This is a genomic window from Polaromonas jejuensis NBRC 106434, from assembly GCF_001598235.1.
Classification (GTDB): Bacteria; Pseudomonadota; Gammaproteobacteria; order Burkholderiales; family Burkholderiaceae_C; genus Polaromonas; species Polaromonas jejuensis.
In genome coordinates this window covers 19,391-33,412 of the sequence record NZ_BCYO01000001.1, presented here as the reverse complement: position 1 = coordinate 33,412, position 14,022 = coordinate 19,391, and the positions used below count along the sequence as shown (strand labels likewise).

14 protein-coding genes are annotated in these 14,022 nt (G+C 59.9%); 8 read left to right on the top strand and 6 right to left on the bottom strand.

What is annotated here, in order from left to right:
• Positions 1-94: 94 nt before the first annotated feature.
• A complete protein-coding gene (locus PJE01S_RS00180) occupies positions 95-862 on the bottom strand; it encodes a YoaK family protein (RefSeq protein ID WP_084389308.1) in 768 nt (255 codons plus the stop codon).
• A gap of 452 nt (positions 863-1,314) precedes the next feature.
• On the opposite strand from PJE01S_RS00180, the gene PJE01S_RS00175 reads away from it, so the two are divergent.
• The 5 genes from PJE01S_RS00175 to PJE01S_RS00155 all read left to right on the top strand — a co-directional run bounded on the left by PJE01S_RS00175 (position 1,315) and on the right by PJE01S_RS00155 (position 5,508).
• Complete coding sequence (locus PJE01S_RS00175; RefSeq protein WP_068831123.1) at positions 1,315-1,716, top strand: hypothetical protein; 402 nt, start codon at positions 1,315-1,317, stop codon at positions 1,714-1,716.
• A 27-nt stretch (positions 1,717-1,743) separates the two neighbouring features.
• On the top strand, positions 1,744-2,355 hold the full coding sequence (locus PJE01S_RS00170) for a M17 family peptidase N-terminal domain-containing protein (protein WP_157090177.1): 612 nt from the start codon (positions 1,744-1,746) through the stop codon (positions 2,353-2,355).
• On the top strand, positions 2,352-2,879 hold the full coding sequence (locus PJE01S_RS00165; RefSeq protein WP_084389271.1) for a DUF421 domain-containing protein: 528 nt from the start codon (positions 2,352-2,354) through the stop codon (positions 2,877-2,879). Before PJE01S_RS00170 ends, PJE01S_RS00165 begins: the two co-directional genes overlap by 4 nt.
• On the top strand, positions 2,876-4,489 hold the full coding sequence (locus tag PJE01S_RS00160) for an MFS transporter (RefSeq protein WP_068831120.1): 1,614 nt from the start codon (positions 2,876-2,878) through the stop codon (positions 4,487-4,489). The genes PJE01S_RS00165 and PJE01S_RS00160 overlap by 4 nt, the downstream gene beginning before the upstream one ends.
• Positions 4,490-4,857: 368 nt before the next feature.
• Entirely contained in the window at positions 4,858-5,508 is a 651-nt protein-coding gene (locus tag PJE01S_RS00155; RefSeq protein WP_339374656.1) for a helix-turn-helix domain-containing protein, read from the top strand.
• A gap of 272 nt (positions 5,509-5,780) precedes the next feature.
• On the opposite strand, the gene PJE01S_RS00150 is transcribed toward PJE01S_RS00155, so the two are convergent.
• The 5 genes from PJE01S_RS00150 to PJE01S_RS00130 form a co-directional block, all read right to left on the bottom strand.
• The gene (locus PJE01S_RS00150; protein WP_084389270.1) at positions 5,781-6,968 is read right to left on the bottom strand and encodes an acetamidase/formamidase family protein; all 1,188 of its coding nucleotides are present in this window, start codon (positions 6,966-6,968) and stop codon (positions 5,781-5,783) included.
• Positions 6,969-7,150: 182 nt separating this feature from the next.
• Positions 7,151-7,690 carry a VOC family protein gene (locus tag PJE01S_RS00145; protein ID WP_068831118.1) on the bottom strand — a complete coding sequence of 180 codons (540 nt, stop codon included), beginning with the start codon at positions 7,688-7,690 and terminating at the stop codon, positions 7,151-7,153.
• A gap of 142 nt (positions 7,691-7,832) precedes the next feature.
• Positions 7,833-9,158 carry a fumarylacetoacetase gene (gene fahA, locus PJE01S_RS00140; RefSeq protein WP_068831117.1) on the bottom strand — a complete coding sequence of 442 codons (1,326 nt, stop codon included), beginning with the start codon at positions 9,156-9,158 and terminating at the stop codon, positions 7,833-7,835.
• Entirely contained in the window at positions 9,155-9,901 is a 747-nt protein-coding gene (locus tag PJE01S_RS00135) for an SDR family NAD(P)-dependent oxidoreductase (protein WP_157090176.1), read from the bottom strand. The genes fahA and PJE01S_RS00135 overlap by 4 nt, the downstream gene beginning before the upstream one ends.
• A 69-nt stretch (positions 9,902-9,970) precedes the next feature.
• On the bottom strand, positions 9,971-11,128 hold the full coding sequence (locus PJE01S_RS00130; RefSeq protein ID WP_068831524.1) for an alpha/beta hydrolase family protein: 1,158 nt from the start codon (positions 11,126-11,128) through the stop codon (positions 9,971-9,973).
• Positions 11,129-11,327: 199 nt separating this feature from the next.
• Here PJE01S_RS00130 and PJE01S_RS00125 point away from each other — a divergent pair, with 199 nt between their 5' ends.
• From PJE01S_RS00125 to PJE01S_RS00115, 3 genes are all read left to right on the top strand, one after another.
• The gene (locus PJE01S_RS00125) at positions 11,328-12,128 is read left to right on the top strand and encodes an IclR family transcriptional regulator (protein WP_068831116.1); all 801 of its coding nucleotides are present in this window, start codon (positions 11,328-11,330) and stop codon (positions 12,126-12,128) included.
• A gap of 257 nt (positions 12,129-12,385) precedes the next feature.
• Complete coding sequence (locus PJE01S_RS00120) at positions 12,386-13,417, top strand: porin (protein WP_068831115.1); 1,032 nt, start codon at positions 12,386-12,388, stop codon at positions 13,415-13,417.
• A gap of 66 nt (positions 13,418-13,483) precedes the next feature.
• Complete coding sequence (locus PJE01S_RS00115; RefSeq protein WP_068831114.1) at positions 13,484-14,008, top strand: GlcG/HbpS family heme-binding protein; 525 nt, start codon at positions 13,484-13,486, stop codon at positions 14,006-14,008.
• The last annotated feature ends 14 nt before the right edge of the window (positions 14,009-14,022 follow it).

The following is a 14,022-nucleotide window of genomic DNA, read 5'->3' as shown; positions in this document are numbered from 1 at the left end:
TAGTGAGTCAGTGGGGAAACTTGGTGGCTTGGTGGGGTCGGAGTCTCGAGCATGAACGGTGAAAAGTCCGGCACACCATCCAGGTCAGTGATTTTTACGGGGCCGGGCTTGTTTGCGTCAACGCGTGCAGCACCAGTGCGAGCGCCACCACCGGTGCCAGGATGGACCAAAAGCCCAAGGGTTTGAAAGCCAGCCCGCCACCCAACGAGCCTATGGCGAAGGCCGTGATTGCCGGCCACATGCCACGGACACGCGTCGCCGCAGCTGCGTATCCGGGCGCCCTCGTCAACAGGTCGACCAGATCCATGCATATCTGAGTCACATTACCGGTCATCACAGTGGACGGACTCATCTTCGAGAAGGTGCTTCGCGACGCCGCGTTCTGCACCGACATTCCGAGCACGCCCAGCAAGCCCACCACGACAACTGGCCAGCCGTCGCTGCGCAGGAACGGCGTAGCGAGCACACCGCTAGCCATGAATGCCAGCAGTAGCAGTAGTTGCACAACCACCACCGCCACGCCAGACGCACGGCCCTCTCGCTCACAACGCAGTTGCCAGGTACGGGTCGCCACCACGCCGACCACAAAGGTCGGCAGCGCCAGCAACTTGCCCAGCAGGGCGGCGCTGCCGGCGCCCGCGATCGCCGCGCCTATAAGCACGAAGTTGCCGGTGACGTGCGCCGTGAATAGTCCAAACAGCGCGACAAAGCCAAAGGTGTCTACGAAGCCCGCCGTGAACGAAAGCAGGATGCTCACACTCCGGCTTGCCGTGGGCCCGGAGACATCTGGCGTCGCCGGCGCGGACGTGGACGCGGAGGAGACCCCCTGCGGCGTGGTGGCGGTGGGAATGGTGGTACTCATTGATATGTCCTCCGGATGTGGAACGGCCATCGCCGGCGGCGTCGGGCAAAACCTGCTCTTGCTACAGACCATGCCCAGCCCGTCGGCAACTCCGGTATCTGGGAACAGGGCCTTGGCCAGTTCGGCATGCTGATGAAGAGCATAGGAGGCCGGCATCCGAGCGTCTTGTCGAAAAGTGCGCTTTCCGGGGATTTCTAAGCCTCCCCGTTTGTGCCTTCTCCGCCCTCACGCCGTCATTCTTCATAGATGCCGCGCGCAGAACCGGTACGCAGTCAAAAAATCGTACTTTTCGACAAGCCATTTCAGGCAGACCGTCTTATGCTAGCTTGACTGTCACCTCTGCGCCGCCCAGCGCGCTGACGGACTCACCACGTGGTCATGCCCAAGGCGAATCGACCAGTGACGTCCACAACCGCCGGGGTCCTGTTCACATCCTCAGGAGGAACCCAACCATGCCAATATCCGGCGAACACATCGTAGTCAAAGCCCACGAAATTCAGCTGCTTGATGACAGCGGTCAAGAGCAGGCGCGCTTGGGCGCGACCGGTAATGGCGTGGCGTTGACAATGGGCCGCGCGGGCAGCGGACCACAGCTGTGGCTTGGCGCGGATGCGGGCGGTGACGCCGCCCTGCGACTCTTCGACCGGGACACCGGCGCGAAACGCGTCGAGATCAGCTTGGACGCCAAAGGCACGCACGTGTTTCTGGCTGGCGAAGGCGGGCAGCAAAGCTACCTATTTCTGAAAAACGGCGGGCCGACCGGCGTGGTGCTGACCGACCAGGCGGGTAAACGCCGTGCCCAGATCATGGTCGATGCTGCGGGAAAACCAGACATCAGCACCGATCCATCCTGACCCATTCACACAACAAGGACCATTGCCGTGACATCCACTCACCTCGATCCCGACAGCCCCGAAGGCTTCTCGCACGGGAAAGTAACGTTTAAGGCTGTAGTCATGAGCCCGTCAGCAACGGACACCGCACTGCAGGTTGTTTGTTTTCCCGACCAGACGCTGAACCAGACCTACGGCGGCGGCACCGAATTGGTCGATGCGGGCTTCAAGGGCGCCATTCGAGACCTGCGCCGCGAGGACATTTTTCGGGGTGAACGGCTCGAGACGCTGTTGCTACAGCCCGCACGCCAGCAGATCCCCGCGCGCAACCTGCTACTGATTGGATTGGGCGATCCAACCATGCTGACATTGGACACGCTCACAGCCGTGGGTCGTGTCGCCGCGCGCGAAGCCATCAAGCTCAACGTCTGGAGTTTTTGCTTCGCGCCCAGCCTAAAGGACGCGGGGCTCTCGTTGTTCGACGCGTCCGAGGTATCTGTCGCGCTCGCACGCGGCATGACACAGGCCATTTCGCGCGCACAGACGCTGCATGCGCGAGGTCTGCAGCAAGACTTCCTTCTGGAGGAGGTCATATTCCTGGCAGGCACGCAACATTTCGAAAGCTCACTCAAGGGACTGAGGACCGCTTTCGGAAAATGACTGCATTCATGCTGTCGCCCCTATTCGAGCTGACGGTTTCCCCGCTGGACCTGATCGTCCGTACGCTGGTCGTGTATGCGATCGTGTTGGTTCTACTGCGGATAGCCGGTCGCCGCCAGATCGCTCAGATGGGCCCCACCGAGTTGGTGGCGATGCTGCTGATCAGCAACGCCGTGCAGAACTCCATGGTTGGCGGGGACAGCTCGCTCGCTGGGGGCCTGATCTCCGCCGCCACGCTCGTCGTGTGCAGTCGCGTCATCCGCTATCTTACGTTTCACAGCCACGCCATGAGCGCCTTCATCGAAGGCAAGCCCATTACCGTGGTCATCGACGGAAAGATACTGGGCGCTGAACTCCGTAAGGTGCTGATGACAGGGCCGCAGCTTCGCGCATTGCTCATGCTGCAGGGTGTCGAAGACATGGCCGGAGTCCGGCGGGTGGTGCTCGACTCCGAGGGCCGGCTGATCGTCACCCACAAAGGCTCCGCCATCGAGTCGGAAATCGACGAACAAGAGTCGACATGAGCGCATCCTGCACATCTGCCCCCGGCAGCTGGGCGCCCTTGGCGGAACCACTGTTCCGCACCCTGTGGATCGCCACCCTGATCGCCAATACCGGTACCTGGACGCAGGACATGGCGGCCAGCTGGTTGATGACATCGGCGACCGACTCGCCGCTGCTCGTATCGTTGATGCAAGGCGCGGCCAGCCTGCCTTACTTGCTGTTCGCCTTCCCGGCAGGCGTACTTGCGGACAGCCTCAATCAGCGCACCATGCTTGTCACGGCGGCCTTCTTCGTGGCCTGCGTGTCGGCGCTCATGGCCGGTCTGTCGCTCGTAATGCCCATCACGCCCTGGATGCTACTTCTCTACATTTTCGCCATGGGTGCGGGCGGCGCGTTCTACGATCCGGTCTGGAAGGGCGTGGTGCCACAACTCGTCAAGCCGGAACTGCAAACATCGGCATTTGGCCTTGACGGCGTTTCCGTGAACCTGGCGCGTGCGTTGGGGCCGGCCGTGGCCGGTATCCTTATCGGCCTTCAAAGCCCATCGCTCGCGCTGGCCTTCAATGCGGTGTCCTTCATCGCATTGGCCTTGCTTCTGCTCCGCTGGACACCCGAGGTGCGGACGATCAAGCCCATCTCCGCCACAGCGTTCGTGTCGTCATTGCGTACCGGCATTCAGTTCGCACGCTTTTCGCCGGCGGTGCTGCGCATCCTGAGCAGAAGCCTAATGTTCCTATTACCGGCCAGCGTGATGTGGGCGCTGCTGCCGCTCATCGGACGTAAGGCCATGGGACTTTCATCGGGCGGATACGGCATGCTGGTGGGCAGCGTCGGTCTCGGCGCAATCGCCGTCATCGGCCTGATGCCGCGACTCAAGAGCCGACTGGGAACGGAAGGCATGATGTTCGCGGGCAACCTGTGCTTCATCGCCAACTTGGCGGCGCTCGCCTACGTTCCGCACTTTGGAACCCTGTGCGCGACCATGGCGCTCGCCGGCGCCGGCTGGATACTGGTTCTCTCCAACCTGCAGGCAAGCCTCCTGCCGGCCACACCCACCTGGGTGCGCGGCCGCGTCATCGCCATTTACTCCCTGACGTTTTTTGGCAGTGTCAGCGCGGGCAGCATTGTCTGGGGTTTCGTCGCCCAGCTCTCCAGCCCCCAGATCGCACTGACGATAGCGCTGCTTGCGCTTGCGGCCAGCGCCACCTGTGGTCTCTTTCTGACCCTGCCATCGACCGGCAGTGCCAGCGTCACACCATCGCCGGCGCTTCCCCTGGCTACGATGACGCCGGCCTTCAGCGAGACCCTCGATATACAAGGGGAAGGACCCGTCGCCGTCTACAACGATTACCAGGTTCCGTCTCAGAACCGCGCGGAGTTCCTCGAAAAAGTTATCCTGCTCGGGCGAATCAGACGAAAAAACGGCGCCTACCAATGGGGCATTTTCGAAGACCTTGAGAACCCAGTGCTGCAGAAGGAGCGGTTCATGGTGTCGTCCCGAGTTGAGTATGGGGACCAGAACAGCCGGATGTCTGACGAAGACCAAGCCGTACTGGCCGACATCATCCGGTTGACCATGACAGGGCAGCCCCCAGCGCAACGATACTTCAGGCTAGAGGCCATCAATTGAGCGTGGAGGCTGCCGGCTTTTCGAACCGGCGCTTGAGCCTTCTTGCGACCGGGATATCAACGCAAATCTGTATCAGACATTACTTCGACTATTTTTTGGAGAACTCGACCATGTCCGCCACACCCCAAGCGAATGGGCCAGCAATTCAGTCACTAGATTCTTTTGGGTGCATGTCAGGGCTATTGGGGAAAAATCAGGAACTCTCTGGCTCTGGGATCAGGTTTTTCCGTAAGCGGTCTGACAGCACCGCTCTAGGACAAGTGCAAACGCCGGCGAGCGACCGAGGCTTCTTGGCAGGGGTATCGCTAAGCGCCGGACACCGCCGCCGGATCTTTCACGCGCACCACGCCTCCGAGCATGACTTCGAGATGAGTTCCGTGTACCTGCGAGACTTCTCGGACGACTACCGCGCTGACCTCAATGGGCCTTTCGACTTCCTGCTGATCGAGATTTCCTATGCGTTTATCGACCGTACCCGAGACGACATGCGTGGCGCATGCAGTCGCGGTCTCGAACGCGTGGTAGCAAGGGTCGACAACGTACTTGGACACCTTGCGATGGCCCTGCTGCCAGCACTGGACCGTCCGACCGAGGCCGAGGCCCTGTTCGTTGACCAGCTCGGACTGGCCATCGGCACGCATCTGGTGGGCAGCTACGGCGGCAGTACCTTGCCGAACACTCGCAAGAGCCGCCGCCTGTCGGAGCTGCAGGAGTCCAGGGCCAAGGAGTTGATACGAAATCATCTCGACGGCAGCATCTCCGTGTCCGACATCGCCGACACATGCAACATGTCCCGCAGCTACTTTATCCGCGCTTTCTGTGAGACCACCGGCCAGACACCTTACCAGTGGCTACTCTCGCAGCGCGTGGACTCCGCCCGGAAGCTGCTGACGAACTCCACCTTATCTTTGGCGGATATCGCCTTCGCGTGCGGCTTCGCCGACCAAAGCCATTTCACACGTGTCTTCACCCAAACCCTGGGAACACCACCAGGCAGGTGGCGCCGCAGTCATTCGTGAGCGCTTCACAAGAAATACAGAGCCCAGTTTCCAGGAAAAACCGGCGTGCACATGGCTAATAACGATAAGCCGCCCACCAGCAGCAACTCCGGCAACCAGCGTAGCCGAGTTATAGCCTTGCCACACCTGATCGTGCTGATCGAGGTGTTTCAGTGTCTAGGGCGTTAAGCCGTCGGCGCAAGATCCCTGAGCAACACGAGCTGGTCGAGCCCGGCGCTAAGGCCGATATCACTTGCGGCTTTTTACCGACTGGAGTACAGCATCCAGATAACTCATTCATTACGTAGGGAATTTTCCAATTTGGCTTGCAGTTCTGGTGTGAACAACGCCTTAGGCAACATACAGTGGACACCTTTGGGCGGTATCGAACTATAGACCGTTCCAGTTTGATTTGAGTACTGCGTGATTCTGAAGCTGGCGGCAACACTGCAAATTCCATAGCAATCATCCAAGGGAATTGCGGTTGCTTTTGATATCCACGCTATAACCTGCCTTAGACAAGATATCAGAGCCGTCTCAAGGGATTCACCGAAGCCTAACCCTATCCAATGGGTCGGGGTTTCCACCATAGGATTGGTCAGGGCAACTTTCCTATGTAGAACGTATTGCACCTGCAATTCTTCCAATGCGGTCTCAATCGCCGTCTGATTCACAACCCCATCGCCCTGTGCACCATTGGAGTCGCCTGTCCAGATTCTGGCGTTGGCGACCTGAACTGGAAGAAACAACGAGGTGCCCACAATCAATTCCGCAAGATCAAGATTGCCACCATATGAGCCGGCTAAAATTCCGCTTGTTGGTTTGTCTCCAACTGGCTGTGCAGCGAACACACCTTGAAATGGTGCGAGTGGAATGGTGACCCCCGGCAAGAACTCTGCTGCCGTGCGTTCTTTGTTGAATTTCAGGTAACGCAAGTAGGGCTTCTGGAAATCCGCGGGTAACGCGCCTACCCCTTTTGGCGAAGAGTTCCAGCCCCAATCGATAGGGTGGATCTTCAGCATCCTGCACTCGACGACATCTCCGGGCATTGCACCTTCAATTTCGACGGGACCAATCAGCGAATAGGGGCCCGCGGGGTACTTCTTTCGAATCGGCTCACGTTCTTCAAACGACATGCCGTACTTCGCTTCATTTCCCCACTGCGTCCATGTCCCGTCATAGTGGACAACATCACCACTACGAATGACTACGGCGGCAGGAGCAGCGGGGTCCATCTGTCCCACGCGAACCGTGTCTTTGGACGGCATCACTCGATGAGTGCGCCCTATCGGTGAGCCCGTTTTCAGGGTGCCTGCGGCTATTCCCGCACTTCCAGTTGCGCATCCTGGAAGGAGACTGGTAAAGGGCGCCAAGCCGGCTGCAGCAGAAATTTTGAAAAGCGCCCGGCGAACTTTCTGTTGATCGCTGCTGTTGATTTCATGGGCCGCGCCCGTCGAATCCTGGCCGGAAGAATTGGGCATGCATGTCTCCTGTTTATTAACGTGAATGGCAAATTGAATGCGCTCGCTAAATGTACGGGCCTGCAGGCAGTGCAATCCAACCAATCCATGCGACGAGTTACCACCTCGTCCGATTTTCTGGCCGGGATTGCGAATATCCAGTCATCGGTGGCTTCTGAAGTTATCCGCTGCCGTACAAGCAACTACGAGTAACCCGTCATGGAGCCAAACGCCTTGTCGCGCTGCGACCAGTCGTGTGTCTGGTTCCATATCTCCAGTACCTTAGGCGCTTCCATTTCAAAGCGGGCTGCTCGCGCCGGGTCACAGGTGCGTACGGTCAATTCGAGCCGATGCCCCGACGGGTCGAAAAAATAGATCGACAGCATGATGTCGTCATGGTTGGTTGGCCCAACGACACTCAGGCCGCGGGCTTCAAGCCTGGACTTGGCCTCATTGAGGGCTTGCACATTCTCAACCTCGAAGGCGAAGTGCTGGATCCAGTCAGGCGACTCGAGATCCTTCATATTGCCTGGGTCTTTGGGGCATTCAAAAAAGGCAATGTTGCTGCCATCCTCCATTTCGAAAAAAATATGCACGTGGGGGCTGTACTTTCCTGTGGACGGTACATGGTCCTCGCCCATGGCGTGTGCAAACTTGAGGCCGAGAATTTCGGTATAAAAGGCAGCCGTCTCAGCGGCATCCCTGCAACGAAAAGCGGCGTGGTGAAGTTTCTTGCATAACATAATGATCTCCTGTTAGGTTGCGTGACTTGATCTGTTGCTACGAATGGCCTTGCCTTTTCCCTATAAAGTCCATGCAGCCCGATTGCGCGGCTTTCTTTGAACGGCCCGTTTCCGACGCATGGCGAGGTACTCCTGATACTTTTCAATCCTGCTCTGGCGTGCATGCCATCAACATGGCTCGGCACTCGCCGAAGCCGATGCGGACATACCCTGGCCGCTCGCAGCAGGCTGTCAGTACGATTTCGTCTCCATCGCAGAGAAAGGTTCTCTGCTCACCTGTGTCCAGCTCAAATGGTCTTGCGCCACCGCGTGTTATTTCCAGCAGGCTTCCCAATGCGTCGTCCGCTTCACCCGAAATCGTTCCCGAGCCAAGCAGGTCGCCTGTATCCAGCGAACTGCCATTGCTGGTGTGGTGCGCCACCATTTGGGCAAACGTCCAATACAGCGCAGACGCGTTGGAGCGAGACAGCTGCTTGGCGGGCAGACCTCGAGCTGCCATCTGTGCGCTGCGTAAGTGAGCGTCAATCTGGATCTGCAGACCGCCTTCGCGCTGATCCAGCACGTCGTGCAGGTAGGGCAATGGTTGCGGGTCGACCGACGCGCGCGCCATCGCCGCCGTGCGAAACGGTGCCAACGCCTCGGCCGTGATTACCCAGGGAGCCACTGTGGTGGCGAAACTCTTCGCCAGGAAGGGGCCCAGCGGCTGGTACTCCCAGGCCTGGATGTCTCGGGCCGACCAGTCGTTCAATAGCGAGAATCCAAAGATGTGGCGACTAGCATGGGCCACGTTGATCGGGCTTCCTACCATCGAACCTTCGCCGACATACATGCCGAGCTCCACTTCGTAGTCCAGCCGCTGCGCTGGCGCATACACAGGCTCGGCTTGGCTGGGCACCTTGATCTGGCCGCGCGGTCGGTGCACGGGCATCCCGCTGACACGCACGCTGCTCGCGCGGCCGTTGTACGCGATCGGCACAAACTTATAGTTTGGCAGGAGCGGCATGTCCGGCCGGAACAGCCGGCCCGCATTAGTTGCATGGTGCACGGATGCGAAGAAGTCCGTGAAGCCGCCCACCCGCACCGGCAGCACCAGGTCCGCCGCCGTGATGGGTAGCAACGCTTCGGCCAGCGCAGCCCGATGCTGAACATGAGTTGCACTCAAGAGCTCCGACAATCTCGCACGTAATGCGGAGGCAGTATCAAGGCCAAGCGCCATCAAAGCGTTGAGAGACGGCTCCCGGCAGGACATCGCGGCCTGTGACGCGGCGCCGTCAAACAGGGGTGTGCAGAGGCCGATGTCCAGGATGCTATCGCCAATGCCCACGCCGCAACGCGCGGGTTCGTCCACGCCCTTGCGACGAAACACGCAGAACGGCAGGTTCTGAATTGGGAAGTCCGCGCCCTCGGCGTTGGCCGATTCGACCCAACTGCGCAAGGCCGGATCGTGGGTGCGATTCAGCTGGGTCACAGTTGATGCCCTCCGTCCACGACGATGCGCGTACCGGTTGCTGTCTTGAGGTGCGTGGCGCAGGCGAGCACTGCCAACGCCACGTCATCCGGCGTCACGATACGCCCGAGCGGCGTCTGGGCGGATTTCTTCTCAAGCTCCGCACGGCTTCGACCTTCGACGAAGCCGGTATCCACCGCCGCCGGAGAAATGCAAAGAAAACGCACAGCAGGCCCAAAGGCACGCGCGAGCGAAATTGTCATGGTGTCCAGCGCCGCCTTGGCGGCGCAGTAAGCGATATTGCTGCCCGATCCGGTAAAGGCGGATATGGACGACACGTTGACCACCAGCGCGTCCCCCGATACACGCAGCAACGGCATCAATGCACGGGTAATTGAAAACGGCCCCCCTGCGTTGGCGACAAGGATTTCGTTGAACACCGCATCGTCGAGGGACTCCAGGTCGGTGTGCGCAATCCGGCGCGTGAATCCCGCCGAGTTGACCAAGATGTCGACCCTGCCTGCTGCGGCCTGCAAAGCCCGTGCGACTTCAGCATGAGCCATGCCGTCACCCAGGGGAATGGGTAGCACACGGTGTACCTGTTCGACGCTTAACTTTGGCAGCTCCGCGCACAGGTCCTCGGCCCGAGCCTGTCCACGGTGGTAGCCGATCACGACGCTAGCGCCTTCAGCGGCCAGGGCACGCACGCATGCCGCACCGATCCCGCTGCTGCCGCCCGTAACGACCGCAACCTTGCCGTCCAATCTTTGGGGTCCAGCAGATTTTGAAATTCCCAAGGGTAAGTTTCCTATATCGGTTGAGCCATGTGCGCCTCAGAGCCTGTCGACAAGCCAGTCGCACAGCATGCTCAAGGCTGGTTCGGGTCGGTCGAGCTGTACATGGGCGGCACCACCTTCGGCGCGCGTGAAGACGCGCATCGTCTTCCTCGACGAAGGAATACTGTCGAACAGCATCTTCGCTTCGCTGGCGGGCGTCTGCTTGTCATCCTCGCCATGCAAAATAAGGATGTCGCACGTAATGTTTTTCGCAGCTTCGCGCAAATGAAAGGGCTCCAGATAGCGAAGCGCGCGGTCATAATCTGGCATACCCAGGATGTGCAGAATATGGTCGCCCGTGGTGCCCATGGCCTGCGTCACATCCAGCGAGATAGGCTTCCCAGGTTGCGCCTTGAAGCGCCGCGCCCAGATGCCGTGGTAGTCATACACAGCGCCCCACGCGACACAGGCCTTGAAGCGCTTCTCATACGCCGCGGCACGGGGCGCATAGTAGCCCCCCATGCTCGCCGCGACGATGCCCACGCGCTGCGCATCAACGTCATTGCGCGTAGCCAGGTAGTCCAATGCCGCGCCAGCAGCCACTTCTGAATCATGGCGTGCCTTCAGGCCCGACAGGCGCAGCGTCGCCCCCTGGCCCGGGTGGTCAATCGCCAGCGTTGAGATGCCACGCTCGGCCAACGCGAGCGCGACATAGATCATCTCTTCCTTGGTCCCATCGAGGCCGTCGGATAACACGACGGCGGGCCGCGCATCCGAGGCGGAGGGCGCTGCCACGAAGTATCCGTGGAGCGTTGCCCCCTCAAAAGGGATGTTCACTATCTCGATGGGGGGATCGAATCGTTGCGCGCCTTGCGCAAACGCGTGTAAATGGCTGGCAAACACCGGCTCGCAACGCGCGTCATCTGGTTTGAGAAAAGCTTCGGCCCATTGGTAGTAAAGCGCCGCTCGCATGAAGTGATCACGCGCCGTGATCTTGTGGCCGCTTGATGCAGCATCTTTGGCGATGTCCTCCAACTGCTTTGCCAATCTGAGCCACGATAAGTGCCAAGCTTCATTGTCACCCTGTGGTCCATTGCGGGAAGCGTCACGTAAACCCTCGCACGCCCAATTGATTTCGCCAAACATGCCGCCGCTGGCGAGCGCCCTGTTGACGGCCAAGGACCACATGTAGTTCCCCGGGAAATAGTGAAACATGATCTGAAACTCCATGTAGAAAGACAGGCTCTCTCGCCTGAGCGCTACTGTAAGCAGCCTTTGCGGCGGCGAATCCGGATGTTCATCTGATGGACATGTCTTTGGTCGCGACTTCCAGTCCCGCACAAGAAACCGATGCCGTTTCTCGGAGCCGGCGACTACACTTGCCTCGTCATTTCCAGCCATCGACTATGCGTTCATGAGCAAACCAAGATCCACCGCCAACTCGGACGCGGGCTCCCTCGAGCGCGCGCTCCACTTGGTGCGCCTGCTCGCGACGGCGGGCGAGCGAGGGTTCGGGTTGACGGATCTCGCGCGACTGACGCAGCTGCCGCACCCCACAGTGCATCGGCTGCTGCAGCGCCTGCAGCTCCAAAAGATGGTGCGTCAAGTGCAGGCCACGCGGCGCTATGCGCTCGGCCCGCTTGCGTTCGAACTGGGCCTGGCCGCCGCCCAACAGTACGACATACGCGGCGCGTGCCATCCCTCTCTGTTGCGAATTTCTCAGGAAATCGGCGACACCGCTTATCTCGTGGTTCGCAGCGGCTTTGAGGCCGTGTGCATCGACCGGCAAGAAGGTCCATCCCCCATTCGTGTATTCACGCTCGATATCGGGAGCAGGAGGCCGCTGGGGTTGGGCGCAGCCGGTCTCGCCATACTGTCGGATCTTCCCGACGACGAGCGCGCCGGGATCACCAAGGTCGTAACCCCCCTCGTGCTGGGACAGGGCAAGCTGCCCGAGTTTGAATTTCTTGCTTCGATTGACAGCTGCCGCCGGCACGGATACGCCTACATCCGCAATCGCGTCACCTTGGGCGTCAGCGCCGTGGGCGTGGCCATCCGGGACGCGTTGGGTCAGACCATAGGCGCCATCAGCGTCGCTGCGGTGGACAGCCGTATGTCGCAGCAGCGCGTCGCGTCAATCGCACGCCTGCTTCACAGAGAAGCAAAGGCCATCCAGCGAGCCCTCAAGGAAGGTCGCGGGTTCACCTACGACTGAGCGCGCCCGTCGCGCCTACATCAATCGGTGTCCATGCACCGGACATTCGCCCCCTGCAGGCACGGGCATGCCGCACAGTCACGCCTGCTCAGCATCGCCACGGCATCCAATCAAAAGAATCGGACTTGGTGGTAACTGAGCGGAACTTCCGGTGCACTCGGTAATGCAGGTCGCACCTATTCTGCAATCTGCGGTGAACGGATGCGAACGATCCATTCACCTGTTTATCCACAAATGACCCAAGGAGACCAGCAAGCATGTTCATCCGCTCTACTATCGTTTCAGGCGCCGCACTCGTGGCCTGTGCAAACGTGTTCGCCCAAGGCACCGTCCAAATCTACGGCGTGCTGGACACATTTGCCGGCCAGATCAAGAACACCACGGCTACGGGGTCCGTCACTACCAATGTGGTGAACTCGGGCGGCCTGACCACGTCGTTCTGGGGCGTTCGCGGAACGGAGGACCTGGGGGGCGGCTACAAGGCCGTTTTCGCGCTCGAGAGCTTTGTCCGCGTGGACACCGGAGCCACCGGGCGCAACGACACGGACCCGCTCTTCGCGCGCGCAGCGTTTGTGGGGATCGATAGTCCATACGGCCAACTGACCATGGGTCGCATGCCAACGCCCTATGCACTGGCGACTACCAATTTCACGCCGTTTGTAGGCGCCACAGGCATCAGCCCCATTTTCGCCAACGCCTTCAAGAATAACGTGCTCGGCGATACGCGCATGAACAATTCGATCAAGTACCAATCGCCGCGCATGAATGGCTTTGAAGCCGACCTGCAGCATAGCCTTGGCCAGGAAGAGCCCAGTGGCGTCAACTACAAGCGCGATGTCGCGACGGACGGAGCCTTGCGCTATTCCAACCAGCAACTCGCCCTGGTTGTGGCCACACGCCAGATCAACCTCAACACTGCAAACGATGGGCACAAGCAAGGTGTCTGGATGGTGGGCGGCTCCTACGACTTCGGCGTAGCCAAGCTCACTGCGCAGTACCACAAGGTCCGGGAAACCTATCAGAATAGCGCCCTTAATGCCGACCGCAAAGTCACCGAACTCGGCGTGGCCGTCCCCGTCGGTTCTGGTGCGATCCTGGCGGAGTACGCCACCATGCGAGCGAACGACCGCGTTGCCACGACGATTGATCGCCGCAAGTCCTTTGCCTTCGGCTACGACTACAACCTGTCCAAGCGAACCGATCTGTATGCGATGTATTACGCGGACAAGTTGTACAGCCCGGACTCCAAGCAGGCAACCACCGCATTTGGCATCCGACACCGCTTCTGACCCAGAATTGTGCGGGGCATATGCCATGTTCCATCCGCCCGACACGGGCATCACGAGGAGACATCCATGAAAAAGAGCATGAGTACTATCTTGCTGTCGGTCCTGCTGCAACTGGTCGGTGGCACCGCGCACGCTCAGCAAGCATCCGGCGTGATCGCCAATGCAAATCTGTCGCTGGAACAAGCCACCGCACTGATGCAATCGGCGTTTGCCTTTGCGAGGCAGAACAACACCGCGGTCACGGTGGTGGTGGTCGATTCCGGTGGCCATGTGATCACCGGCGCCAGAATGAACGGGATGCCGTTCGGCACCTTCGACGTAGCACGCGGAAAAGCCATCGCCAGCGTTGCAACCGGAGGGGAATCAGGCAAGACGCTGATGGAGCGCTACAAGGCCAACCCGATCGTATTCGGGCAGATCAGCTCGCTGAGCTACGGCGGCCCCATGTTCCCTTCGCAAGGCTCGTTGCCGATATTCATCAACGGCCTCCTCGTGGGTGCAGCGGCCGGGAGCGGCGCGTCGAGCCAGTTTGACGAAGACGCAGTCCGTGCAGGTATCGCAGCCATAGGCGCATCGTCCAGTCGACCCTGAACCTCATAAAACTA